General features: G+C 58.9%; 22 protein-coding genes. 18 read left to right on the top strand and 4 right to left on the bottom strand.

What is annotated here, in order from left to right; all coding sequences use genetic code 11:
• Nucleotides 1-43: 43 nt before the first annotated feature.
• The 3 genes from I7X09_RS29640 (at nt 44) to I7X09_RS25775 (ending at nt 938) form a co-directional block, all read left to right on the top strand.
• Nucleotides 44-166 (top strand): hypothetical protein, encoded by a 123-nt coding sequence (locus tag I7X09_RS29640; RefSeq protein ID WP_260395499.1) that lies wholly within the window; start codon nt 44-46, stop codon nt 164-166.
• A 221-nt stretch (nt 167-387) separates the two neighbouring features.
• Nucleotides 388-651, top strand: a complete 264-nt coding sequence (locus I7X09_RS25780) for a GlsB/YeaQ/YmgE family stress response membrane protein (RefSeq protein ID WP_003943661.1) — start codon at nt 388-390, stop codon at nt 649-651.
• 89 nt (nt 652-740) lie between these two features.
• The gene (locus tag I7X09_RS25775) at nt 741-938 is read left to right on the top strand and encodes a CsbD family protein (RefSeq protein WP_200314341.1); all 198 of its coding nucleotides are present in this window, start codon (nt 741-743) and stop codon (nt 936-938) included.
• 33 nt (nt 939-971) lie between these two features.
• Here I7X09_RS25775 and I7X09_RS25770 read toward each other — a convergent pair whose 3' ends face one another.
• The gene (locus tag I7X09_RS25770; RefSeq protein ID WP_200314339.1) at nt 972-1,694 is read right to left on the bottom strand and encodes a hypothetical protein; all 723 of its coding nucleotides are present in this window, start codon (nt 1,692-1,694) and stop codon (nt 972-974) included.
• Nucleotides 1,695-1,999: 305 nt separating this feature from the next.
• Here I7X09_RS25770 and I7X09_RS25765 point away from each other — a divergent pair, with 305 nt between their 5' ends.
• The 4 genes from I7X09_RS25765 (at nt 2,000) to I7X09_RS25750 (ending at nt 8,382) form a co-directional block, all read left to right on the top strand.
• Nucleotides 2,000-3,961: a hypothetical protein gene (locus I7X09_RS25765; protein ID WP_166812219.1), complete on the top strand. Its 1,962-nt coding sequence runs from the start codon at nt 2,000-2,002 to the stop codon at nt 3,959-3,961.
• Nucleotides 3,958-5,691 (top strand): ABC transporter, encoded by a 1,734-nt coding sequence (locus tag I7X09_RS25760; protein ID WP_200314337.1) that lies wholly within the window; start codon nt 3,958-3,960, stop codon nt 5,689-5,691. Before I7X09_RS25765 ends, I7X09_RS25760 begins: the two co-directional genes overlap by 4 nt.
• A gap of 46 nt (nt 5,692-5,737) precedes the next feature.
• Nucleotides 5,738-6,886, top strand: coding sequence for a cellulase family glycosylhydrolase (locus I7X09_RS25755; RefSeq protein ID WP_200314335.1), 1,149 nt, complete (start codon nt 5,738-5,740; stop codon nt 6,884-6,886).
• A gap of 572 nt (nt 6,887-7,458) precedes the next feature.
• Nucleotides 7,459-8,382, top strand: coding sequence for a UTP--glucose-1-phosphate uridylyltransferase (locus I7X09_RS25750; RefSeq protein WP_200314334.1), 924 nt, complete (start codon nt 7,459-7,461; stop codon nt 8,380-8,382).
• 99 nt (nt 8,383-8,481) lie between these two features.
• On the opposite strand, the gene I7X09_RS25745 is transcribed toward I7X09_RS25750, so the two are convergent.
• Entirely contained in the window at nt 8,482-8,805 is a 324-nt protein-coding gene (locus tag I7X09_RS25745) for a helix-turn-helix domain-containing protein (protein ID WP_234036714.1), read from the bottom strand.
• A 348-nt stretch (nt 8,806-9,153) separates the two neighbouring features.
• Between I7X09_RS25745 and I7X09_RS25740 the strand changes: the two genes are divergently transcribed.
• Nucleotides 9,154-10,329, top strand: coding sequence for an O-antigen ligase family protein (locus tag I7X09_RS25740; protein ID WP_200314330.1), 1,176 nt, complete (start codon nt 9,154-9,156; stop codon nt 10,327-10,329).
• Nucleotides 10,330-10,331: 2 nt separating this feature from the next.
• Here the strand turns inward: I7X09_RS25740 and I7X09_RS25735 are convergent, their stop codons facing one another.
• Complete coding sequence (locus tag I7X09_RS25735) at nt 10,332-11,783, bottom strand: glycosyltransferase (protein WP_200314328.1); 1,452 nt, start codon at nt 11,781-11,783, stop codon at nt 10,332-10,334.
• Nucleotides 11,777-13,180 (bottom strand): hypothetical protein, encoded by a 1,404-nt coding sequence (locus I7X09_RS25730; RefSeq protein WP_234036713.1) that lies wholly within the window; start codon nt 13,178-13,180, stop codon nt 11,777-11,779. The genes I7X09_RS25735 and I7X09_RS25730 overlap by 7 nt, the downstream gene beginning before the upstream one ends.
• A 912-nt stretch (nt 13,181-14,092) precedes the next feature.
• On the opposite strand from I7X09_RS25730, the gene I7X09_RS25725 reads away from it, so the two are divergent.
• The 10 genes from I7X09_RS25725 to I7X09_RS25680 all read left to right on the top strand — a co-directional run bounded on the left by I7X09_RS25725 (nt 14,093) and on the right by I7X09_RS25680 (nt 25,099).
• The gene (locus I7X09_RS25725; RefSeq protein WP_200314326.1) at nt 14,093-15,613 is read left to right on the top strand and encodes a sugar transferase; all 1,521 of its coding nucleotides are present in this window, start codon (nt 14,093-14,095) and stop codon (nt 15,611-15,613) included.
• Between the two features lie 98 nt (nt 15,614-15,711).
• A complete protein-coding gene (locus I7X09_RS25720; RefSeq protein ID WP_200314324.1) occupies nt 15,712-16,887 on the top strand; it encodes a glycosyltransferase in 1,176 nt (391 codons plus the stop codon).
• A complete protein-coding gene (locus I7X09_RS29700; RefSeq protein ID WP_325100594.1) occupies nt 16,884-17,441 on the top strand; it encodes an acyltransferase in 558 nt (185 codons plus the stop codon). The genes I7X09_RS25720 and I7X09_RS29700 overlap by 4 nt, the downstream gene beginning before the upstream one ends.
• Before the next feature lie 18 nt (nt 17,442-17,459).
• Nucleotides 17,460-18,749: a WcaI family glycosyltransferase gene (locus tag I7X09_RS25710; protein ID WP_200314322.1), complete on the top strand. Its 1,290-nt coding sequence runs from the start codon at nt 17,460-17,462 to the stop codon at nt 18,747-18,749.
• Nucleotides 18,746-19,285: a DapH/DapD/GlmU-related protein gene (locus I7X09_RS25705; protein WP_200314320.1), complete on the top strand. Its 540-nt coding sequence runs from the start codon at nt 18,746-18,748 to the stop codon at nt 19,283-19,285. The genes I7X09_RS25710 and I7X09_RS25705 overlap by 4 nt, the downstream gene beginning before the upstream one ends.
• 70 nt (nt 19,286-19,355) lie before the next feature.
• Nucleotides 19,356-20,567 carry a lipopolysaccharide biosynthesis protein gene (locus tag I7X09_RS25700; RefSeq protein WP_200314318.1) on the top strand — a complete coding sequence of 404 codons (1,212 nt, stop codon included), beginning with the start codon at nt 19,356-19,358 and terminating at the stop codon, nt 20,565-20,567.
• Nucleotides 20,560-21,624 (top strand): polysaccharide pyruvyl transferase family protein, encoded by a 1,065-nt coding sequence (locus I7X09_RS25695; RefSeq protein ID WP_200314316.1) that lies wholly within the window; start codon nt 20,560-20,562, stop codon nt 21,622-21,624. The genes I7X09_RS25700 and I7X09_RS25695 overlap by 8 nt, the downstream gene beginning before the upstream one ends.
• A 100-nt stretch (nt 21,625-21,724) precedes the next feature.
• A complete protein-coding gene (gene gmd / locus I7X09_RS25690) occupies nt 21,725-22,756 on the top strand; it encodes a GDP-mannose 4,6-dehydratase (RefSeq protein ID WP_020968749.1) in 1,032 nt (343 codons plus the stop codon).
• Entirely contained in the window at nt 22,753-23,721 is a 969-nt protein-coding gene (locus I7X09_RS25685) for a GDP-L-fucose synthase family protein (RefSeq protein ID WP_200314314.1), read from the top strand. The genes gmd and I7X09_RS25685 overlap by 4 nt, the downstream gene beginning before the upstream one ends.
• Before the next feature lie 52 nt (nt 23,722-23,773).
• On the top strand, nt 23,774-25,099 hold the full coding sequence (locus I7X09_RS25680) for a UDP-glucose dehydrogenase family protein (protein WP_166812203.1): 1,326 nt from the start codon (nt 23,774-23,776) through the stop codon (nt 25,097-25,099).
• The last annotated feature ends 600 nt before the right edge of the window (nt 25,100-25,699 follow it).

Genomic DNA, 25,699 nt, shown 5'->3' with positions numbered 1-25,699 from the left:
GGACGACCGGGTATTGGTAGACCTCCCGATCGTCCACAGAGTCATGGATGTTGCTGTGGCACTGTGTGTCACGGTGCTCCTCTCGACCGTTACCTCGGTGACGATCGCGATCTTCGTGACGCTGATCATGTGTGCGTCGGTGAGTGTCGTTTCTCGTATGTGGTGAATCGCCAGTCATTTTGGTTCTGTCGTGAACACCTGATAGAAATGTAAGCAGACAATGTGGCTGCTACTGAGTGCACGATCCCCCGCGCGTGCGGCGGAGACTCCGGTTGTGTGCAAACACAACCCGCGATCACGGTCTAGTTGCGCGGGCCGATCGCTCGGAACTCTCCCTTCACCGGCAGTCTCTCATTGCGCCGTCCCTCTTTACTCTAAGGAGTTCAAATGCTTCCTCTCGGTATCATCGCCTGGATCATCATCGGTGGACTGGCGGGTTGGATCGGCAGTAAGATCATGAAAACCGATGCGCAGCAGGGGATCTTCCTCAACATCGTTGTCGGTGTCATCGGCGGCCTGATCGGTGGTTTCCTGCTTCGAGTCTTCGGCGTAGATGTCGAGGGCGCCGGCTGGATCTTCAGCTTCCTCACTTGCCTCCTCGGCGCTGTCATCTTGCTGTTCCTGGTCAAGGCAGTCACCGGAAAACGCTGACACATTTTTTCCACGCTGTTCGAGTTCGACTGAATCCACGACCGAATCCCACGGCCGTATGCACGACCGAATCAAAGAAGGAGAAATACATGTCTGACTTCATCGACAAGGCAAAGCACCGCGCTGAGGATCTCATCGGCGAGGCGAAGGAAAAGCTCGGAAATGCCACGGGCAACGATGATCTGGCGGCCGAAGGTGTTGCCGATCAGGGCGAGGCAAAGGTCAAGAAGGCCGGAGACACCGTCAGTGACAAGGTCTCGGATATCAAGGACAAGTTCACAAGCTGAGTGAGCATCGGCGCGGTTGATCGGCAAGTCCGGTCAACCGCGCTTTTGTGTGTCTCCTCGGCCGTTGCGGCTACCGCGATACGCGAACTTGCGCGTTTCTGCGAGCCACTCCGGAAGCATGCGCATGTGGGCGGGCCTGTTCAGAACCGGATCGAAGGACGGCTGGAGGCAATCCGGGTGGTCCTCGACCTCGTCGAGACAGAGATGCCCGATCGGTATCAACTGAAGTTGAATTCTCGCGAGGTACACGGAGAAGTGCAGAGGGGAATGATCGACCGCCGTTTTCAATGCCGACAAAGAAGTGCCGGTCGGGTGGACGCCGCGCGGTGTCACGATCAGCCACGCCGCCGCACCGCCTGCGCGTGAGTAAGGAACCAGTGTGCTGTATCGCGCGCCGTTCCACGAGAAAGCCGGAGCTGGAAACATTTTCGAGAAGGTAGAAAGTCCTGATGTTGCGAGAAGAATGTCCCACGGATTTTCATCGGCGCCGACCTCGTGCAACCGAAGCGCCAGGCCGAGTATGTCGGGTAGGTCTCCCGGTGTTCCGAGGGCTTTCGACATTCGAGCGGTGACGGAAATCGTCGAGGACTCCGATACCGGCCACCAAGGGGTGGCCGGCTTCAACGTTCCCTTCAGTTCGATCCCGTGAGGGTGAAAAACCCTGGCCATACGTAGCGATGATGCGAAGTGCAAAGGCGCGCCGACCAGCTTTCCGATCGCGCTCTTGCCGGTGGGGATGATCGAATTGATCGTCACAGCATCCTTATCTGAGATTTATCCGCCCGCGAAGTGTTCAGACTGGACGGACGTTCAGGCGTACTGACGGGCTTTCGGACGGTTTCTTTCGGCTTCCCAGCGGCAGCGATTGCTAATCATGTGACGCGCCGTAACAAAAGTCTCGCCGGTCGGGATAATTAGCCAAACGCACAAATTGGTCGTTATGGTTCGTTTGTCCGTAATGGTGCGATCGGACCTGCGACCGTCACGAACTGGCGAGATTGCTACTCGTGATTTGTGTTTGGTGATTGCGCGGAAACAAGAAATGTCGAGGAGACACGCTGATGGGCCACTCTCGAACCTGGCTGACGCGCGCGCTGGCAATGCCGGTGGCTGTCGCGGTGACTTTGTTACTTCCGCTCGGCAGTGTCGCCTCGGCCCAGGATTTCGAGGACGACACGGATACGTCGGTCGCCGCCGCAGCCACAACTCCGATCTCCTTCACCGAACTCGGCCGAGGGACGGACATCGTGTTCTCCTCCGATGACGCACCCGTGTTGGTGACCGTGCCGGTACCGGACGGACTCACTGCAACAGCCGTGACCGGAATCCTGACTGCCCCGACCGACTTCAGTAGAGGTTGGCTCGAAGTGACTGCCGACGGCAGATTGGTGAGCCGTGTCGACTTCGACGCCGGGCAAGCCGGAACCGGACTGCCGATTTCGGTTCCCCTGCAAGGTCTCGAAGTGGTCGACCGCAGCGTGACCGTGTCGATGATCGCTCATCTCGTTCCCGTCGACGACCGCTGTTACGACCGAACGAGATACCAGCCCCTTGCACTCCGGGACGCCTTTGTCACCTACGACGGTGCCGAGCAGCAGCCTATGACTGTTGCAACCTTCTTTCCGCCGATTTTGAGGAAGGCGACCATCTACGTCACGGATGGTTCAGCAAGGTCGCAGCAGAGTGCGGCTTTGCAACTGAGTGCGGCGATTGTCAACAAGTACGGAAGTCAGCCTGACGCCGTGGTGGTGGAGCAGCTGCCGAACGGCCAGAGCTTACCGTCCGCCGAGCCGGGACTGTTCGAGCGGGCTGTAGTGATCGGCAACAGTGGGGACGCCGGCATCGATCTCGCGGCGACTCCGAATGGTTCACCCGTGCTGCGGATTTCGGGGGACGACAAGACTCTCGTTCCTCAAGTCAGTCTCTTGGCGGCGAACTTCGACGGCTACTGGGCGGCGAGCAGAGCGCTGGCGTCGCCGGACAACACAGTTGCCCAGATTTCCCAGGACGCCATCACCGTCGGTGAGCTGAAGCTCGGAACGTTGACGGCCTCCGGTCTCAATCACATCGAGGTCGACGTCCCGTTCAGTCAGTCTCAACTTGGCCGTCCGATGAAGGACGTGTCGATCCGGATGATCGGTTCCTATGTGCCGCTGCCGAATTCGCGCAACGGAGAACTGTCGATCTCGCTGGGGGATACACGGCTCGCCTCGCAGACGGTGAACGAGACTGGGCGCTTCGACATCGGCGTCGATGTTCCGAACGAACTCCTGCGTCGCGACTTGACGTTCGAGGTGTCGATGGATGTCACCGGCGACTTCCAGTGCGGCACCAGTAGCCCGTCTTCGCTCACTGTCGATCCGGCCAGCACCATCACGTCCACTACCGGATTCCCGCCGACACCTGGAGGATTCGAGGCATTGCCGCAGTCGATGCTGCCCACACTCGATGTCGGTTTGAGTCACGGTGATTTCGCAGATCTCATTCGAGCGCAGCGCCTCGTCGTCACGATGCAGCGGTTGAGCTATCTTCCGTTGCAACCGCGTGTGCTCCCGTTCGGTGACGCGGCGACCAGCTCTCTGCCGGCGTTGTTGATCGCGGCGGACGGGACGCTGCCCACTCCGGTGGCTCTACCCATGGACACCGCAGATCAAGGGCTCCTGCGCTTGCAGGGTCTGGAATTCGGTGGACAGTACGGTGCCTTGCAGGTGGTTTCGGGTTCGCACAACGAAGTGGTGGCGCTGACATCTGCGAGTGATGCGGCCGATGCCGACGGCCTGCTCAACTGGTTGGAAGGTGGAAAGGACCGGTTCGCAGAACTGACCGGTGATCTCCTGGTCGCACCGCGCGGAGGAGAGCCGTTCGACGTCGGAGTCAACGTCGCCCCGTTGGGCACTGCGACCTCGGCCGAAGAGGAGACCGGACTGAGCGCGGTCACGATCGGCTGGATCGGATTCGGGACCGTGGTTCTGATCGCTGTCGCCGTCGGTGGTGTGCTCGTGGCTCGGCGTCGCGGACAGTGACCGTCATCGATCGCCCGGCCCTGTCCGTCGCGGTCCACGATCTACCGGGCCGGAAGCCCTGGCCGATGTTCGTCGTCCTCTTCGCGATTTACACCGCGTTGGGCGTGTGGATGAACGCGGGTATCGGGTTCATCTTCACCGATTCGCTCAGTCGCGTCGCCGCGGTATCGGCGATGTTGCTCAGCCGTGATCCGCACTTCGCGGCGATCGGATTCGTGTTCACCCCGTTGACGGCGGCAGTCCAGATTCCGATGGGCCTGATGGGTCATTGGTGGCCGGATCTGCTGCGGTGGAACATCACTGCGGTCGTGATGTCCGCGGCCTTCATGGCTGGTGCTGTGATTCAGATCCGCGGGATCAGTCGTGACCGTGGGTGTACGCGATGGGTCACCGTCATCTTGACCGTGCTGTTCGCTGCCAATCCGATGATCGTCATGTACGCGGCGAGCGGAATGAGCGAAGCTCCGTTCCTCTTCTTCGTTCTGTGGGCGACACGTCGACTGATTCGGTGGATGCGAAGCGACGACGTCCACGACCTCATCGGTGCCGGCCTCGCGTTCGCTCTGGCGTACCTGACCCGCTACGACGCATTGGCACCGCTGTTTGTCGCAGTGGTGCTGGTGACCGTGGTGAGTTGGCTTCGTTTCCGCCCGACCGCGGAGGAGCGGGGCGAGGGCGCGGGACCTGGCTTGCGGCTCTGGGCAGCAGCGCTCGACGGTGCCGTCGTGATGATGCCGGGATTCCTTGCCTTCGCCTTGTGGTCGTTTGCCAGTTGGCTCATCACCGGTCAAGCGTTCCAACAGTTCTCGTCGGTGTACGGAAACAGTTCCATCCTGGAGCAGGCTGGTGCCGGAACCGACTCACCGATTGCACGCCTCGGGTTCTCGATTACCGAAATGGCCGTCCTCGGGCCGGCGCTCCCGGTGTTCGCGGTCCTGGCCGTCATCTACGCACTTCGGCGGCGGGACACCGAAGTGGTCGTGCCTCTTGTGTTGTTCGGCGCCATCCTCGGCGCCCAAACCTTGCTGTACGTGATGGGATCGACGTTTCCCCTACTGCGCTTCTACATTTCGATCATTCCGCTGTGTTTCGTGTTGGTCGTCTTGATCGCTCCTCGCGGAGCGCCGGTCGTCACGCGTCGACCGGGGGCTGCTGCGTCGCGCTCGGTGTCGACGTACCCCGAGCAGGCGGGACCGTCTCTACCTCTTGTGATCTCTCTGTGCTTGCTGGTCGGCTCGACGCTGGTCACGTTTGTCGCGATGGGTAATGCGCGGATCGCAGTGCTCGAGCATTCCATTGCCAGCGCGATCATTCCGGGCCGGCAGAACCTCGAGGAGCAGACGAATCTGCGCACGTTTGCGGCCGAGCGTCGCATTGCCAGGTACCTGGACGACTTGGCTCTGCCGGAGGGATCGGTTCTGCTCGACACCGTGCAGAGCTATGCCGTCGTGGCGTCGTCGAACAACCCTCGGCAATTCGTCGTGCCCTCCGATGCGGACTTCGTGCGCGTACTGAACAACCCGGCCGAACATCACGTCGAATACATCCTGTCGGTTCCGAATACCGGTCGCGGTGTGTCGGACGCGGTCAATCGGCGCTATCCGACGATGTACGACACCGGTGCCGGCGGTGTGGGAGCGCTCGTGCTCGAGGTACCCAACGACGGCGGGATGGACCCTTCGGCCTGGCGTTTGTATCGCGTCACCGGTGAACGTCAAACGGGTCGATGAGGCAATTCGTGTGGGAGGATTGTCCGTATGACGTGGATGGTTGTAGATGTCTTCTGAAGAAGCGCGTCCGCGTGTGCGACGCACAGTGCGTCGCCGTATCGCTGCCGCTGTAGTCGGCTTCGCAACCGTCGCGGTGGTGACAGGAATGTTCACGACGCCGGTGGTTGCCGATTCGCCTAAGACGGTCCGGGTCGGAGCGTCGTCGAGCGGACTGACGCTCGACGGACAGCCGTGGTGGCCTACCGGGCTGAATGCCTATCAACTGGCCACCGATTGGTCGGTGAACTTCGGCTGTGGCGCGATGGTCGACCTCGACGCGTACTTCGGTTCGCTGCCGCCGAACTCCGTCACGCGTTTCAACGCCTTCCAGGCGCTCGCGGTGAACAAGTTGTCCGGAGAGATGGATTTCGGACCGATGGATGCCGTGTTCGACGCTGCCGCGCGGCACAACCAGTTCACGATTCCGGTGCTCTCACCCCAGGACAGCGGGTGCGATGACGGGCTGTTCAAATCCAGGGACTGGTACACCGACGACTGGAAGGTCGCGAACCTGATCCCAGGTCGAGCCACCATGAGCTTCCAGGACTGGATGCACACCGCCGTCGACCGCTGGAAGAACGAGCCTTCCGTCGCGGCGTGGGAATTGGTGGGGGAGCCGGAACCGAGCCTGTGTACCGATGCCGCCTGCAACTGGTGGACAAGAACGTGCCCGTCTGATTCCGCGCAGGTGTTGCGGGACTTCTTGGACACGGCAGGCGCCGAACTTCGAGCGATCGATCCGAACACTCTGATCACGGCCGGATACGTCGGGGGCGGTCAGTGCGGCACTGCGGGTGACGACTACCAATACCTGAGCGAGTCCGACTTCGTCGACGTTCTGCAGTATCACGACTACGGAGCCGACGGGGTGCCGCTTCCGGGCGACCAGTGGAACGGACTGGCACGACGTATCGAGCAGGCGACGAACGTCGGGAAGCCGTTGTTGGTCGCCGAGACAGGCGAATTGGCGGGTAGTTGTGAATCACTGGCGACCAGAGCCACGAATATCGAGACGAAGCTGACGGGGCAGAAGGCGGCCGGCACGGCCGGCGCTCTCCTGTGGGCATTCGTACCGGATCCACGGCCTAACGAATGCACGATGGACATCGGGCCTGACGATCCACTCTTCGACGTGATCGCTTCACTGGCAAGCTAGGACACTGCTAGTAGTCCACTGGGAGTTCCGCCAAGTGGGAGCATGGTCACGATTTGATAACAACCTGAACCTGGCATCGTTACTCGATACCCGTATTTCGTTCGTATTCAATGGCATTCAGAGGCATTCACCTGCGGATAACCGAACTTGAAGGCCGGTGGAGTCGCACGGGACCATTTGCGCGACGCCTCCAGGACCTACGTCCGGGTCGACTGGGGACGGTCCGGTCGAGGTGCTGAGCTCGTAAGTTGCGTCGTACCTGTCTCTTTGGCCAGTAGCCACGTCCCGCCGTGGTCAACGTCGAAAAAGGGCGACAACCGTTCGCTGCGGTAACGGGCAGTGAGCGGAGCGCGTTGTGCATCTCGTAGAAGTGACAACGAGGGGTGGTGTGTAGCTCTCGCGCGCAACGAATTCCGAGTTCGGGTCAACTTGCGACAGCATCGGCTGCCCGGTAGACCTTGTGCGCAGGCTGTACATGCGATGTGAGCTTTCGGTCGTCGAAATGAGGGGACGACCGCTGCATGCGCGTAACGGTAAGTGTGTGGAGCATCGCGTGAGCGGAAAGGTGAACGATGACTGGGTGCGCTGAACGGCCTTTCAAGACTGCAGTGGTGCCGGCCGCCGGGATGGGGACACGTTTCCTGCCGGCCACCAAGACGGTTCCGAAAGAGTTGCTCCCCGTGGTCGATACACCCGGGATCGAGCTCGTCGCAAGTGAAGCGGCGCAAGCAGGCGCGGAACGTCTGGTGATCGTGACAGCGCCGGGCAAGGCATCGGTCGTCGGGCATTTCGTCGAGGATCTGGTGCTCGAGGGCAAGCTCGCCGCCAGCGGGAAGCATCATCTACTAGAGCGTGTGCGTCGGGCTCCAGGTCTGATCTCGGTGGAGCCGGTTGTGCAAGAGTCTCCGCTGGGATTGGGACACGCTGTCGGTCTCGTCGAATCGGTGCTGGATGCGGACGAGGACTCGTTCGCGGTGTTGCTTCCCGACGATCTGGTCCACCCCTGCGGCGTTCTCGACACGATGGCGAAGGTACGCGCCGAGCGTGGTGGTTCTGTGCTGTGCGCGTTCGACGTCGCGCCCGATCGTGTGGGTGCGTACGGCGTATTCGACGTCCGCGCGCCGGAAGAAGGCGATGACCCAGACGTGCTCGCAGTCGTCGGCATGGTCGAGAAGCCGGACCCCGTGGATGCTCCGTCCACCCTCGCCGCAGCCGGACGCTATGTGCTCGATCGCGCCGTGTTCGATGCGCTCCGGCGAATCTCGCCTGGGCAAGGTGGCGAGCTGCAGCTGACGGATGCGATAGCGCTGTTGATCGCGGAGGGGCATCCGGTTCACGTCGTCGTCCATCACGGAACCCGCCATGATCTGGGTAACCCGGGTGGCTTTCTGCGGGCTTCTCTCGACCATGCGCTCAGCCGCACCGAGTACGGTCCGGAGTTGCGAGTCTGGCTCAAGGAACGATTGGATCAGCCGGATCCGCAGTTGACGTACTGAAGAATGCCGTCCATGACAGGTGAGGTCGAAATATGTTGTGGTGCAAGAGAATTCGCACCATTTTCGGTTAGTGCGTATGTGAATGTCGGTAGCCCGGAGTCATTCGCTGCGTTGGGCGATACCGCGTCGGGTGAGTTCGTCCACCAGGGACTGTGTCGCAATCGTCGCGATGACCGACGGTGGAGTCGTTCCCGGCTCCGCTTCCTCCGAGGTCAGATAACCGGCGGCTACGAGGACCTCCATGATCGGAGCGTCGAAGACCTGGCATGCCGTCCGCATCGTGTCCTGCGTGGGAGGGCGCTTGGCCGACAGCCATCGACTGAGCTCGGAAGGTCGAATCTTCAGCGCACGCGCAGCTTCCTGGATGTCGCCGAACGAGCGAAGTTCCAGTTGATTCTCGACCCATGCGGAGAAACCACTCATAGCGGTCATATTGCCTGAGCCGAGAGGTATATGCCACTTCCTTTCGGCCACGAGTCGAGGACAATTGGATATCTGCCATGTCGTGGCAAAGTTTTACGACGACGATTCGCTTATTTGCAGTTACGCGACGTCGCCGACAGAGGCGGACTTCTGCGCTGAGCGGGGATTATTCAGCCCGGCGTCGGCGAAGGGTGAAATTGAGGGTGAAATGCAAAAAATTCGATTGTCGGAAGCGGGAACTCAGTGACAACGCCGAGTGAAGTCAGACCTGAAGGCCTTCGGGATGATGCCGCTCCGACGGCAGGGCGAACAGGCAGAATTCCTTTGTCGCCGACTACCGCCGTGTGGATGGCCATCGCGATCGTAGTTCCGATATACCGCTCGTTGCCCGGCGCCGTCACGCAGTTGTGGGCGATGGCAGTGCTTGCGGTCATCGTGGCGTCAGTAGCGCTGGGACGAGTTGCTCGGCCGCAGTTTGTAGGCGTCTGGTTGATCGCCGGCTACGCCGCTCTCGTCGCCACGATAACAGCGACGCGTGGCAGTGATATCACCGGAAATCTTTACGTTGGAATCCAACTTTTCATTGTTCTAGGGCTCGGAATATTTGTGATGGTCGCCAATGTCCGGCGCGATCCGAATTTTGTCAGGCGGGTATGCATTGCGTTCATAGCAAGCCAATCGGTTTCTGCTCTGGTCGCCGCTGTCCAATTGGCGGGTTCATCCGTCTTCGGTTTCGGTGTTGTGAACGGTCGTGCTCCAGGTCTGGCAGGTCACCCGAACGTTCTGGGCATCATGTCCTCACTTGCGCTGATTCTGTGCCTGGGAGCTGCAGTGCAAAAGGTAGGAAATCGGGTCGTTCTGGTGCTGATCTCGATTGTGAATGCGGTGGGGCTGCTGGCAACCGGTAGTTTGAGTTCGTTGTCGGCGTGCGCGATCGGATTGATCGTCGTGGCAATTTCTTCGCGAGTGAAGATCACCACCATCGTCAAGAGTTTTGCCGGTGCCTCCGTTCTCTTCTGGATCGCAATCACCTACACCGAGTTCGGAAAGCACCTGGAGACGCCGGCCGATCGATACCTTCAGGTCACCGGGCAGACCAAGGCCGTCAGCACTCTGGAGATCCGTAACGACACTTACGGATTCGCTTGGGATTCTATTCGTGCGCATCCGCTCTCCGGGGTGGGTTTGAACGCGGCCAATGCGGCCTCGTTCGACAACGTCACAGTCGTCCACAATGTATTTCTACGATCCTGGTACCAAGGCGGGGTTGTGCTTGCCCTGGCTGTGGCACTGATCATCTGCGCGACGGCATTGGTTGCGTTCAGATCGATGAAGTCCGGCAAGAACGCCGCCGCCGCCGGCGTTCTGGTCTCGATGATGACGTTCGCTCTGACATCGGCATTTTTCGAGCAGGCATACTACTGGCTACCGGTCGTACTCGCGTTTGCATGTCTTTCGACCGACAGCGATCAGACCGCGAGCTCCAAAGCTCAACCGGCGCAACAATCTCCGATCGGGAACTGAGGTTACGTGTTCAATCCGTGGAAGGTTTTCTCCCAGTAAGACGGATTGCGTATCAACTGATAGGTGCCTTTTATGGCAGCGATGCTCATCAGTACCCAGTAGAGCGGAGCGGTGAGGCAGGCAATCAGCAGCATGGGATTCCGCGTCTCGCGGCACGCCACCAAGTTCATGTAAAGGACTGCCGCGTTACCGAAAACGAGCGACACGAGTGCCGGAAAGTAGACGTAGTTGGGAAATACGTCGTGGATGACCTCAGGCTGGCCGAGGATCCAACCGAGACTGATCAGCCAGAATGCCATGTTCAGCGTCGCCACGACGGGTGTCCCCGCCATCAAGATCGTGAAGCGTAGAAATCCGACCGTGCCGAGTCCGCGCCACAGTTTCACGGGTTGACGCATGTGAACCAACCAAGTCTGCAGGTAGCCCTTGTACCAGCGTGAGCGTTGTCGGATCCAGTTGATCGTGTCGCTGTTGGCCTCCTCCAACGTCGTCGAGTTCAGAACAGCGGTCCGGTAGCCGCTCTCGGCGATGCGAACTCCCAGATCTGCGTCCTCCGTGACGTTGAAGGGATCCCAGGCGCCGATCTCGTCGAGCACACTTCGTCGAAGGTGATTGGACGTGCCCCCCAGAGGAATCGGTGACTGACTGCGCATCAGCCCCGGGAGGATGAAATTGAACCAGAGGGCGTAGTCGGCCGTGAACCATGCGGTCAACAAATTCTGAGTTCCGTTGTGAAATGCGAGTTTCGCCTGAACGCACGCAGTATTCGATGGAAGTTTTGCGAAAGTTGCCACCACACGGCGTAACTGGAGCGGATCCGGAGAGTCCTCGGCGTCGTAGATGGTGATTATCTCGCCCGTAGAGAAGTGCAATCCGTAGTTACAGGCTTTGGGTTTGGTGCGGGGATCTGCAGCAGGGACCTTCAAGATACTCACCACAGCATCGACTCCGGCGGCAGTCGCAGCTTCGATAGTGACAGTGTCATCCTCTTCGAGGAGCAACAGCACCTGCAATTTGTCCGAGGGGTAGTCGATCGCTCGCATCGCGGAAATCAGGTCTCCGACTACTTCCGGTTCGTTGTATGCCGGAACAAGGATTGTGTAGTGCGGGAGTTCTTCATCTGAAAGCGAGCTTGCCTCTTGATCGCTGATCGTCACGATCGAGGAAGCATCCAAACCTCGTGTGAACAGCACGAGTCGATCCACCATCGCCCACACGTACCCGATCGTGCATGCCAAGGTGAGAACGATGAGCGTGGGAGTAAGGAAGAAGATCAGACACACCATGGTGGCCACGAGAATCAGGAGCAGGATGTTGCGCTGCCACGGATAGAACGCAACTGATGCCGATGAAATCGGTTTGCGTTCACGCAGTCCGTTCACAGCGTCGTGGAGTGCGGCCCGTTTGAATTCTTCAGAGCTTTCACTCTCAAGCGAGAGTTCGGGATCTACCACTTCTGTGCCTCCACGACGAGCCTTCCGAGTGACTGGAGCATACCTAGATCCTTGTACTGAGATTCGCTGTCTACAGTCGATATCCGGCCTCTGAGTAGAACGGCCAAGGTGTTGCTTCCATTCGAAGCCATCGATGGTTTCGGTTCGGGGAACAAGGCATTCGGCTCATGATTGTCCACCGTCAAGAGTGTGACGCGTTGTGCGGCACCGTCGCCGCGTGTCCACACGAAATTGAGGTTGCTCCAAGTGAGTAGGAGGGAGTCGTCGACAACTGTGTACATTTCCGCGACAACTCCACGACTCAACTCAACTCGTACGGTGGGACTGACACGTGCGTTCTGGAGATCATAGGTTGTATTGCTCGGATAGACAGACAGGGTAGAGGGGCGACGCACTTGAACAACGTCCATTTGGACGGTGCGTGGGCGCATCTGGGTGTCCCAGGCAGGATTGGGCGTATCAGCACGAATCGTCTGGCGAGTGAGTGCCGAAGTGGAACCGAAGTATTTTCTCGGCCAATCGTATTCATTGGTCGAGATTTCATGCCAACCAACGGGGAGGACGAGGCGTGGATCGGCAGTCGCCGGCGGGCCTACCGAGACCGGAACGCTCTGAGCGGTGGGGACCGGCGTAAAGAACATCACGATCGCCGCGGCGAACACCACCAGGATCGTCCAGTTGCTGGTTGACGTCGAAGGATTCCGGAGCGGACGCTCGAACGGCTTCCATGACCTTCCTCGTCGCTCGTACAGGTAGAAGAACCCGCCTACCAGTAACGCGCTACCTAGTGCTGGTAGCAGCTGGACGCTGAACAAGGGTGCAGTCGGGTAGTGACTGGAGAGGTAGTAGACCAAAGCAGCACCCAGGATGGACGAGCCGACGAACCCGGCGAATCCCCGTCTCCAGGTCCTACTGACGGCGATCGTCGTTGCGGCCGAAGCGACCAACACCATGATGATGCTGTAGTCGAATCGTGTGCCGCCGAGTTCAGTTGCCAGCGTGCGGTAGATGAGCGGCGCCAGAACGATTGGAACAACCCAGATTGCCCAGTAGCGATTCACCGGACGCAGACCGAACATGAGAACCGCTGCGCTCCAAACGAATACCCATGCGGCGATTACATCGATATGCATCAGTTCATAGTTCTCGGCAAAACGTGGCATGAGGAGTGCTTGTAAACCCAGAGAGACAAGTAAGCCGATACCGCCGACAATCTTGTCGGTCTCGCGGTCGTGGATCGGAAGGTCCGGGCCTCGTCGCAAATCTGTTCCGACTGCGGCTATCAGGCAGAGAAGGGGCAGGACGAAAACGTAGCCGATGGCGGTACCGCTTGCGGTGCTCCTCCACAAATTGGTCCAGGTGGGCCAGAAAGCAAAGATTGTCGCGGCTGCAATCATCAGCCAACGTACTGTGAGGCGGGGGATAATTCCCGACTGCGTGCGTAGGTCGCGAATCTTCAAGATATGTAGTCCTATTCGAACTGGTCGTCTACTCCGGCCGTGTCGGCTGCAGCGAGGTTGTGTCAGCGAACCCGACTTTTGTCGACCTTACGTGATCGATCGCAAGGTGCGAATCCGAACACCGGGCGATGTGGGATAGCCGAAGCCGAACAAAAATCTCACATGTTGAGACGAAGGAAAATTTCTTTTCGAGGCCGATTTGCTGCGAACTGGACGATCGACCTGTTCTCGTTCCGATGTTGATGCCTGTATCAGCAAGGGCTGTAGGGCTATTCGCCTTCGAATTGCACATCGGATCGGCAATAGGGACCAAGATCCCTGCCGGGGACGTAGGTCCCCAACGGCGCAGGCACCTTCTGTCGGCGAAAGTCATAGCGTTGGTTACCAATGGAAATGATCCTCTATTCAGGCGGTATCGGTAATGCGATGCCCTGTGGCAACCGCCTACTGGCGAGTAAGGTCCTTCCGTTCGTCACACTTTCGTCGAGGTAACGCGATAGTTGCTTCTGAATCGATCTCTCATCCTGTTGTTCCAGTCGATCCGCCTCCGAAGGGCGATAGGCAAAGCGCTTGCGCTGGCGCCACATTGGAATAGGTGGGGGTGCGGGCGGCTACAGGCCTGAACTGGGATGACTTTGCGTTTGATCCTGGGCTCGGACAGTGCTGAAATGTAATCCAATCGGAGCGTGAGAGCGTTCCGATTCTCGAACAATTGCACTCTTCGAATCGAAGCGAGCAATTTGCTGTTCCAGTGGATTGCTCGAATCTGGTGAATCACGCTCAACACCTGTCAACGACACACGGATTCAATGACACACGGATTCCACGAATGAGGAAGGGACTGATCACGTGACGGCGCTCGACGTGTCCACACTGGGCAAGACCAAGCACACGCTTCCCCGCGCAGTGCCCGACCTCCGCCGCGGATCGACTTCTCGGAGGGAATGGGAAACGGCATACCGCAGAAGGCTGTTCCTGGGCGATTCGGTGATCATCGTGGCGACGGTCTTCATGGCTCAATGGCTACGATTCGGCGGAGACGGCCGTGCGGTAAGCCCCGGAATCCTCGGGCAACTCAGCTACACCGGTGTGTCAATTGCATTGGCGGCGATGTGGTTATCGTCTTTGGGGATCTTCCGCACTCGATCGATTCGCGTGATCGGCAGCGGCCCCGAAGAGTACAGACGAATCTTCGTCGCGACAGTTCGCCTCTTCGGGCTCATTGCGATTGTCAGCCTGCTGTTGCAGTTGGACATCGCACGGCTCTATCTGGCCTTCGCATTTCCGGTCGGTCTGACCGCGCTGATGGCAAGCCGCTGGATTTGGCGAAAGGTGATCGCGCGGAAAAGGTCTCGCGGCGATTTCCAGACGTCCGTTTTGGTCGTGGGAAGCCCGGTCGCAGTCAAGAAGATGGCCCAGACCTTCGAACGGGCTCCCGGTGACGGGTACCGAGTAGTGGGCGTCTGCCAACCCAGTCAACTAGGTCGTCGCGACAGAGTCATAGTGGTCGACGGCAACGAAATACCGGTCCTCGGGGACGAGCACGACGTGACTGACGCACTCGATTTGGTCGGTGCAGATGCGGTTGCGGTTACGGCGACGGAACACCTCGGCTACGACGGTATGCGGAAGCTGGCGTGGGATCTGGAGTGCAAGGACGTCGATCTTGTTGTGGCACCGGGAATCCTGGATGTTTCCGGTCCGCGACTGTCGATGCGGCCGGTGGCGGGCCTTCCGCTGATTCACGTCGAACGCCCGCGATACCATGGTGCTCAACGGTTCGCCAAGACTGCCTTCGACGTCGTTTTCGCATCTCTCATTCTCATTCTGATCAGTCCCGTGTTGATCGTGACAGCGTTGGCAGTCAAGTTCACCAGTCGGGGTCCTGTGCTCTATCGGTCGGAGCGAATGGGATTGGACGGGGTTCCTTTTCCGATGCTGAAGTTCCGATCGATGGTTCAGAACGCAGATACGCAGGTGGACAGCCTGCTATCGGATAACGAGGGCGCCGGCGTTCTGTTCAAGATGCGTGACGATCCTCGGGTTACCAAGGTGGGGCGCGTCATTCGAAAGTTCTCGATCGACGAGTTGCCTCAGTTCGTCAACGTGCTCCGTCGCGAGATGAGCGTTGTTGGTCCGAGGCCACCGTTGAGGCGTGAGGTAGAGGCATACGACGGGGCTGTGAAAAGGCGACTGTTGGTCAAACCGGGTATCACCGGTTTGTGGCAGGTGAGCGGGCGCTCGGATCTTTCGTGGGAAGAAACCGTTCGGCTGGATCTGTCCTATGTCGACAACTGGTCGATGGTCGGTGACGTGATGATCGTCGTGAAGACGCTCAAAGCCGTAATGGCGAGTGACGGCGCATACTGATCCGTCCAGTCAGTCTTTCGTGTTGGTATTCGTACAGCGAATCCGATTCGTCATTCCCGGCGAACTCTGCCTGGGATCCGAAGCAAGGGAACTGCGAAATGCACACTGGCCAATCGGTGTTGCTCGATGAGAACTTTGGGAGAGCAGGCTCGATGTCATCAACAAAATACTCGATGTATCTGGCGGTGATTCCAACCTATCGGAATCCGTGCATCGAGGTGTTGCGTGAGATGGAAGAAGGAAATCTCGATATCCTGGCTTCGGACTACGGGCTGGACTCCACGGTGCGAACTGGCATCGACAAGGATTTCTACGACCGCGTTCGACGGATCGGAATCTTCGGTGACAAGATTCTTCTTCAGGTGGGTTCTTGGAGAAATCCGCTATCAGCTTCCGTAACTATCCTGGATTTGAACCCCCGTAGTCTCACATCGTGGAGTATTTTGGTCCTTCGACGAATAGCGCGTCGCCGTACGCTTCTATGGGGGCATTTGCACCCCAGGCAAGGTTCTTCGTCGAAGACGGCCTTCCTTCGGCGAACGATGCGCCGCTTGTCTCAGGGGACCATTCTTTACGGGTATGCCAGTGTGGTCCCAGCCAAGCTCGAGGTTCCAGGCCAACCAGTTTGGGTTGCACCCAATTCTTTGTACAAACGCGCTGACATCAACGCTGGCAACATCGGTGAATCGCGTAAATCAATAGTCTATGTCGGCCGATTGGTTGCCGAGAAGAACGTCGATCAATTGGTTCCTGCTTTCCACCGATCAGGCCTCGTAGACGAGGGCGCCGTGTTGGAAATCGTAGGTTTCGGAAATGCAGTGGAAACGATAGAACGGCAAATTGTCGATCTAGGTCTAGAAGAGTCCGTTGTGGTACACGGACGTATTGAAAGTCCGATCGAACTTGCTGAAATCTACGCACGATCAATCATGTCGATCTCTCCTGGATACGTCGGGTTGAGTGTCACTCAGAGCTTGGGATTCGGAGTCCCGATGCTGTACCCCGAGGACGCCCCGCACGCCCCCGAGATCGAACTTGCTGCTGTCGGTCCTATGCAGAGTTACTCGCCGACGACCGAGGAGTCGCTGGCTGTGGCGCTGCGAGAGTACTTCCTCCACCTTGTCGCCAATCCCGTTTCAGCGGAGAAAGTTTCAGCGAAGGTCGGGGATCTCTATTCCGCCGAAACCATGGCGTCGGGGATCTCTGCTGCGTTGCGAGGTCAGGTCGTCGAATTCGACAAAGAGGGATGGCCCAAGGAGATGGTCGTACGATGAGCAACCGATCACGCCTACCGTCAGGTGTCAGGCGAGCCCTTCGCGGAATTATGAATGGACTCGCGATATCGAACGGCAATGTTTCAGTAGGGCGCGACTTCGATGCCGGCCGCGGAGCTATCGTCAGTGCGCCACACCGACTGAATATCGGCGATAATGTCAGCGTCGGACCGAGGACCGTTATTCAGGTAGACGGTTCCATCGGATCCCACGTCATGATCGGCATGAACGTCTACATCGTGGGGCGCGAAGACCACGCGATCAACGAGGTGGGTATTCCGATGCTCGCGTCGACGTGGGTGGGGGACCGTGAGCCTGGTGCCCGCGATTCTGTCGAAATTGGAACAGATGTATGGATAGGTGCCTGTTCGGTGATATTGAGCGGTGTGAAGATAGGTGACGGTGCAGTTATCGGAGCCGGTTCGGTCGTGACCAATGACGTCGAGAGTTTCTCGGTGAATGTCGGAGTGCCGGCACGGAAAGTCGGCGAACGATTCGAGAGTGACACGCAGAGAAGTGCACACCTGCAAGCTGTGCACGGACTACCGTCCTGAGTGAGCTGAAAAAGGGAAATGAGCACGATGGATAATCAGGGAAATAAAATCCTGATCGTGGGAATCAACTATTCTCCTGAGCCAACCGGTATCGCTCCCTACACGGAGGGTTTGGCAAATGCGATAGCGGATGCTGGTGCTGACGTCAGAGTGGTGACAGGGTATCCGCACTATCCATTCTGGCGAAAAATGGATGGCTTCTCAGGTCTGTCTTCCGTAGAGCAGTCAGAAAATCTGACAGTGCAAAGACTTCGTCACTACATCCCTCGGAATCCCAGCTTTCTGCGAAGAATTCTGATGGAGGCAAGCTTCGCTTTGAGGGCGACCTGGGCAACTCTTTTCCATCGAGCAGACCTCATACTGTGTTTAAGTCCCACACTTTTGTCCTCGGCGGCATTTGTCATCAGGACCAGGCTCCTTCGGTCGCGCACACCCGTGGTGCTGTGGGTGCAGGACTTCTACGGACTGGGCGCGTCCGAGACCGGTCAGCTGAGCGGAGGCCTGTCGTCACTCGTCGATCGAGCAGAATCCTGGATCTTGCGAAAGTCCGATCACGTCGTCGTGATCCATCCTCGGTTTGCGAAGCATGCTCAGGACATCCTCGGAGTCGACTCGAGCAGCGTCACAGTCATCAGGAACTGGACCCACCTGGATCTCTCCCGGTCTGCGTGCGCCCGAGAAGATACGCGTAAGCGATTGGGCTGGGGGCCGGAACAGAAGATAGTTCTGCATGCCGGCAATATGGGTGCCAAGCAAGGGCTCGAGAACGTGGTGGACGCCGCGCATTTACTCGGGTCACGGCAGTCCGACATCAAATTCGTGCTGATGGGGGACGGGAATCAGCGGGCCCATCTCGAAGAGCTGTCCGACGGATGCGCCGGGATAGAATTCATGGATCCTGTTGGGGGCGAAGACTTCACCGATGTGCTGCGGGCCGCGGACGCATTACTTCTCAACGAGTTGGCCGATCTTCGCAGTATGGCTGTTCCGAGCAAACTCACATCGTATTTCGCTTCAGGGGTACCCGTCGTCGCGGCTACATCTTCGGACAGTGCCTCCGGTGAGGAGATCGCTCTGTCCGGGGCGGGAGTACGTGTTGACGCCGGAAATCCGGAAGCATTGGTACGTGAGATAGAGATGCTGGTGTCCGACCCCGTCCGTGCCGATCAACTCGCGCGAAACGGGAGGGAGTACGTGCACGAAACCTTGTCTCCCGGCTCTGCCACCACCGCCTTCGGTGACCTCTTCGACGGGCTCATCAATCGAGACAGTTCGCCCACTCGACCGACGCAAGCCCGAGCGCTATGACACACCCGCAGCTCTCCCTCGGCGAATTCACCGGGGCAGGATACGACAAGGGACGTCCGGCGTCAGTGCAGGTCGCGTGGCTCGCAGTGGCACCACTGTTCCGGGCCTGGTTCGTGCCGGCACGCATACGAGTGGCCATTCTCAGACTGTTCGGCGCTCAGATCGGTGAGGCAGTCCTGATTCGGCACGGCGTGAAGATCCATTGGCCGTGGAAGCTGTCGATCGGTGATAACACTTGGGTGGGTGAGGGAGCTTGGATCCTCAATCTCGAACCAGTGAGTATCGGGTCGAACAGTTGTGTGTCGCAAGACGTTTTACTGTGCGCGGGCAGTCACAGCAGAAAGTCACGGACTTTCGAGTTCGACAACGGACCGATCGTCATCGGCGACGGTGTGTGGATTGCGGCCAGGTCCACAGTTCTTCGCGGTACGTCGATCGGAGACCACTCGGTTATCGGCGCAAATTCCCTCGTTACATCTGATGTTCCGGCGAGTTCGATCGTCCGCGCCCCGGTTTCGTCGATCGGACGACCATGAAGGGCGCACGGCCCCGCTGCGCCGGGGTTCCGCAGTCGTTCGAGTGCCTGGGCGGTGGAACGTGAAGGTGATGACAAACCCCCTGGTGGTTCAGTTCACGGGAATCGCCGGCGGACGTCTTGTCGGAGCGTTGATTCAGGCACTGAGTATGGTCCTACTCGCACGCGTCTCCGGTCCGTCCGGCTTTGGAATCTTCGCTGCGGCCTATGGTGTCGGACTGGTGCTTCAGACCGTTCTGAACTTCGGGTTCACCCCATTTCTGGTTCGGATCCGTGCGTTGGGTGACCAGGAACCCCTCATCGCGTCGACGTTGGAGTTCTCGCGCCGCGCCAACCTGGCCGTTGGTGCATTGCTGGCATTGACCGCGGCTGTAGCCGCGGTCTTCGAGCCGACGCTTTGGTTCGTTGTGCCGTTGGCAGCGTGGGTTGTTCTGGACAATTACGTCGAGACCCTGCTCTCGCTACCACTCGCTGACGGGAATACCTGGCAGAACGCGGTGTCGTTGCTCCTCCGGCGAGCACTTGCTCTGGTTTTTGTCGGGGCCGCTTGGCTCGCAGGAGTCGACGCAGTGTTCTGGTATTCCGTCGGCCTCGCGTTCTCTTCGATGATCGCTGTCTTCGTGGCCATTCAGCTCGAACCGGCGATCACTCGTGTCAGATCGAGGCGCTCGTACAAGTCGATCATTGGCAAGTCTTCCCACTTCTGGTTGAATTCCGTTGCTACTCAGACGCGCAACTTCGACGTACTGCTGGTTGGACTTGTCACGTCGCCGGCCGTCTCCGGAATCTACGGCGTGACGAGTCGTATCACCACTCCGTTGCGGCTGATCCCCACATCATTTGCGGCAGTACTCATGCCTGCGGCGGCGCGCTCGACCACCGGGCGAATCACCCAGGGAATTCTGCGACCCGCGATGTACGTATGCATCGCAAGCGCGGTGATCTTCGGTGTGATCGCAGCTGTCATACCTGTACTCGTTCCACCGATTTTGGGCGATGCATACGTAGACGCGGTACCGGTAATGCAGGTCGTCTGCTTCAGTTTGATCTTCGCGGCGATCTCGTCCCAATTGAATGCGATTCTGCAAGGTACAGGCAGAGTTGAAATTGTCTCCTACATAACGGTTGTGAGCACCTTGATCTGCCTCGTCGGAATCGTGCTGGCTGCCCCCCGTTACGGGGCGCTCGGAGCGGGGTGGTCGCTCTCGCTCAGCTATGTATTTCAAACCGCATTGCTGACTTGTGTCGTTGTCGTTGCAATGAGGAGGGATCCCCATGCGTAGGTTCTTCATGAGTATTGCAGCAGCTCAGGGCAATCTGGGTGACATCGAGATACGCCGAACAGCAGTCGACTACATGCGTGAACTGGGATTCAGACCCGTTGTCTTTTCGGGCAGCATGAGCGCGGAGTACGTCGATGCCTTCGATTGGGAACCAACCGACGAGGTCATGGATTCGGGTATCAGCTTCTGGCGAGCGATTTGGTCCGATACGGTGCGCCGAAGGCGGGCAGTGATCGTGATGGCACCTGGGCCGGCGGTTCTGGGGGCCTCGGCAGCCAGCGTCGTCAAGCACTCGTTGTTGGTGACAGTCTTTGCGGTGCTTCGTATGTTCGGTACACGAGTCCTCGTTTTGGGACGGTCGATCGAGGTGCGAAGCTCAATGGCGGCAGTACCCGAGAAGATCCTCGTCGGTCTAGCCGACGTCTACGCGGCACGTGACAAAAGGACGTGTGAGTACCTGCGAGGTAAGAGTCGGTTCTATCCCGATCTCGCGTTCCGGGCCGGCCTATCCGACGGAGCGAAGTCTGCAGGCCGAGAATCTGCGCGCCGAGAAATAGCCTTGCTTTCACTTCGGCATGACCGGCCGGTGAACTACGCGGTTCTTCGGTCGATCCAGAGTCAGGTCGAGGCAATCGGTTTGAATCTGGTGGCCTGCTGCCAAGTTGCCGAGGACGACAGCCACAATCGCGAAGTTGCTGCAACGCTGGGTATTCCGTACGTGGGATGGGACGATGACGTGACCCATCGGCAACAGGAGTTCGCTGTCCGCGCCCTGTACGAGCGCGCTGCCGTAACCATCAGTGACCGCCTCCATGTCTTGATCCTGAGCGCTCGAGGCGGATCGATACCGGTGATGTCGGGCACCAGTTCGGTACCGAAGCTGAGGGATTCACTGGAACCGGTACTCGCGCCGCAGGCCTCCTGGATGGACGATGCGACGGGTGGCAGCTTGAATCTCGGGCACGACGAATCTATCCGTATCTTTCGCGGAATGGATTCCGCTGCCGCGGAACTGGAGGACTTGAGATCGCGGATCAAGGGGGCAGTAATGCCGTGAGGGTTTCTCAGTTCTGTTTGTGGGTTCGCTATTCCCACACAACACAATTCGGCCGATGACTACTCGCAGACAAGTATCTGCTTCGAGGACGGAGTTTCAAGTGAAACGTGCACTGATTACCGGAATTACAGGCCAAGACGGTTCATACCTGGCCGAACTGTTGTTGAGCAAGGGGTACGAGGTCCACGGACTTATTCGTAGATCGTCCACGTTCAATACAGCTCGAATCGATCACATGTATGTGGATCCCCACACGCCGGATGCAAAACTGTTCCTTCATTACGGCGATCTCAGCGACGGGGCGCGTTTGGTCACTCTTCTCGCACAGATACGCCCGGACGAGGTCTACAACCTCGCAGCGCAGTCCCATGTGCGGGTGAGTTTCGACGAGCCGGAACACACCGGTGACACGACGGGAATCGGGTCGATCAGGTTGCTCGAAGCAGTCCGGATGGCTGGTCTCGAATGCAGGTTCTACCAGGCGTCCAGTTCCGAGATGTTCGGTGCGACACCGCCTCCGCAGGACGAGCAGACTCCCTTCTACCCGCGATCGCCGTACGGTGCTGCGAAGGTGTACTCGTACTGGATCACCAAGAACTACCGCGAGGCGTACGGGATCTTTGCCGTGAACGGAATTCTGTTCAACCACGAATCTCCCCGGCGAGGCGAAACATTCGTCACTCGTAAGATCACGCGAGCGGTGGCACGGATCAAGGCCGGTCTGGAAAGCCATTTGTACATGGGCAATCTCGATGCAATCCGCGACTGGGGCTATGCGCCGGAGTACGTGGAGGGAATGTGGAGAATGCTGCAGGCCGACGAACCGGACGATTACGTGCTCGCGACAGGCGGCAACTACTCGGTCAAGGATTTCCTGACGGTGGCCTTCGAGCACGCCGGCCTGAACTGGGAAGATCACGTGCGCTTCGACGAGCGCTATCTGCGGCCGACGGAAGTAGATGCGTTGATCGGAGATGCCGGTAAGGCGGAGCAGAAGCTCGGCTGGAAGGCGACTGTGCATACCCCTGAGCTGGCTCGAATCATGGTCGATGCGGACATCGAGGCTCTGACGTGTGAGGGCAAGCCCTGGATCGACCGTCCGAACCTGGTGGATTGGGAGCACGCTCGATGACGGGGGAGTACGCGCAGAAGCCCCTCGATCGGAGCGACGCGGTGTACGTCGCGGGTCATCGTGGCCTCGTGGGTTCAGCGATTTGGCGTCGGTTGGAAGCCGACGGTTTTAGTCGCCTTGTCGGTCGCACGTCTGCCGAACTAGATCTTCGCGACCGCGGTGCAGTGTTCGAATTCTTCGCTGCTGAGAGGCCGAAGAACGTGGTTCTCGCGGCAGCCAGAGTCGGCGGGATCCTGGCGAACAGCACACTGCCGGTGGACTTCATCTCCGACAACCTTCGCATCCAGGTGAACGTGATGGACGCGGCGGCCGAATTCGACGTAGATCGCCTGCTGTTCCTCGGATCATCGTGCATCTACCCGAAATTCGCTCCTCAACCGATTCGCGAAGAATATCTTCTGACCGGTCATTTGGAACCGACGAACGATGCATATGCCATCGCAAAGATCGCGGGAATCCTGCAGGTACAGGCCGTTCGAAAGCAGTTCGGGCGTCCGTGGATCTCCGCGATGCCGACCAATCTCTACGGCCCGGGTGACAACTTCTCCGCCAAGGGCTCTCATGTGCTGCCGGCCCTCATCAGGCGCTTCGACGACGCGCGCCGTGATGGAGTTGCGTCAGTCGTGAACTGGGGCAGCGGGACGCCGAGGCGCGAGTTTCTCCACGTCGACGACATGGCGGATGCCTGCCTTCACTTGCTAGACCACTATGACGGAGCAGAACACGTCAATGTCGGTACGGGCGAGGACCAGAGTATCGCGGAGATCTCCGCGATCGTGGCTGACGAGATCGGGTTCGACGGCGAGATCGAATGGGATCATTCGAAACCTGACGGGACGCCGCGGAAGTTGCTCGACATCGGGAAGCTTCGAGATTTGGGGTGGCAGCCCACGATTGACCTTCGTGCGGGGATCGCATCGACCGTGGAGTGGTATCGACAGAATGTCGATTCGATCAGGACATGAAGTACTACAGCATTATTCGACGTAAACCCGACTTCGACAGGCAGACATCGTTATGACTTCTCGTATTGCGGTATTCGGCACCGGCTACCTCGGGGCGACACATGCTGCGTGCATGGCCGAGTTGGGCCACGAGGTTCTCGGGGTGGATGTTGATCCGAACAAGCTCGCCATGCTCGAAGCTGGGGAGGTTCCCTTCTACGAACCGGGACTCGAGGAAGTGCTGCGCCGCAACATAGCCGCGGGACGTCTTCGATTCACCGCCTCCTACGAGGAAGCCGCAGAGTTCGCCGACATCCATTTCCTCGGCGTCGGCACGCCGCAGAAGAAGGGGGAGTTCGCGGCCGACATGCGTTTCGTCGATTCGGTGATCGAGACGCTCGCGCCCCTCTTGACCAGGCCGACCGTTATTTTCGGGAAATCAACTGTGCCAGTGGGCACAGCAGAGCGACTGGGTGCGCGGGCACGCGAACTGGCGCCTGCCGGACAAGACGTCGAGGTGGCGTGGAATCCGGAATTTCTCCGAGAAGGCTACGCGGTGAAAGACACGCTTCACCCGGACCGGCTTGTGCTCGGGGTCGACCGCCATCGACCCGGACGTGCGGAATCGGTTGCGCGTGAAGTGTACGAGCAGCTCTTGAACGAAGGTATTCCCTTTGTCGTGACCGACCTTGCGACTTCGGAGTTGGTCAAAGCGTCAGCCAATGCATTTCTGGCGACGAAGATCTCGTTCATCAATGCGATCTCGGAGGTGTGCGAGGCGTCAGGCGCGGATGTGACAGTTCTCGCCGATGCCATCGGCCACGACGAGAGAATCGGTAGGCGATTCCTCAACGCCGGAATCGGTTTCGGTGGTGGCTGCCTACCGAAGGACATCCGTGCTTTCATGGCACGTGCGGGTGAGCTGGGAGCAGATCAAGCACTCACTTTCCTACGCGAAGTCGACAATATCAACATGCGTCGCCGCACTCGGATGGTCGAACTGGCTCGAGAAGCGTGTGGTTCGCTGCTAGGAGCCAACGTTGCGGTTCTCGGTGCCGCCTTCAAGCCTGACTCCGACGACGTGCGTGACTCACCTGCGCTGAACGTTGCCGGCCAGATTCAGCTGCAAGGCGCTGCCGTCAATGTCTATGACCCGAAAGCAATGGGAAACTCGAAGGCGTTGTTCCCCACCCTCACTTACACTTCGAGCGCACTTGACGCGTGCGCAGGCGCTGACGTCGTCTTGGTTCTGACCGAGTGGACCGAGTTTCGAAAGCTGTTGCCGTCGGACCTCGAAGCTGTCGTCCGCAAGAAGGTCATCATCGACGGACGTAACTGCCTGGAACCGACCACCTGGCGCGACGCAGGGTGGACCTACCGAGGTCTCGGAAGGCCGTAAACCGGTGAAACCTTCACGGAGGCTGGGTTGTTGTAGGCATCGAGGGGAAGTGGCCGTGCGCCCGGGACCAAAGTCTGTCAGCGAGCGAGCTGTGACCGGGGGAGATGCTGGGATCGCAGCTCGTGCGTCGCATGGTGAGGGGCATGTTGCCTTGTTCGGTTGGTGTGCATCAACTTCCGGCGGCAAGTTATGTAGTTGGTCGACGACGGACGTTGGTCCTACGGCTCGCCATGGTATGTGACCCTTTCGCGGTCGGCGCGGTCGATTGACGATACCGAGGGCGTTCCGAGGCTCCGTTGCGGTGGTGAAAAGACCAATGACGCAGTAGAGTTCAGCCTGGCTGCACGTTGTGTCTGCTCTGCGCGATGTGCGAGTGGACCCGATGTCAGTGTCGCGGGTTTGTCAGTGTCGCGTGTTCGCCGCTTCCCGATCATGTATCGGCCAGGAAGTGAGATGTGTGAGATGCCGTGAAGGCTTCTCCCCCCTGGCTGTTTCGGCAAATACCTCGCGCTGGGACGCAGGGACGCGCGATAGAAGATTGGCTGCCTCGTTCAGCCTGCATTGAGTGCAGCGGCTCGACAGCGGCTGTCGATTACTACT

The sequence above is a fragment of the Rhodococcus sp. P-2 genome, assembly GCF_016598535.1.
In the GTDB taxonomy this organism is placed as follows: Bacteria; Actinomycetota; Actinomycetes; order Mycobacteriales; family Mycobacteriaceae; genus Rhodococcus_F; species Rhodococcus_F baikonurensis.
The sequence above is the reverse complement of the archived record's forward strand: the minus strand, read 5'-3'. Positions and strand labels throughout refer to the sequence as shown.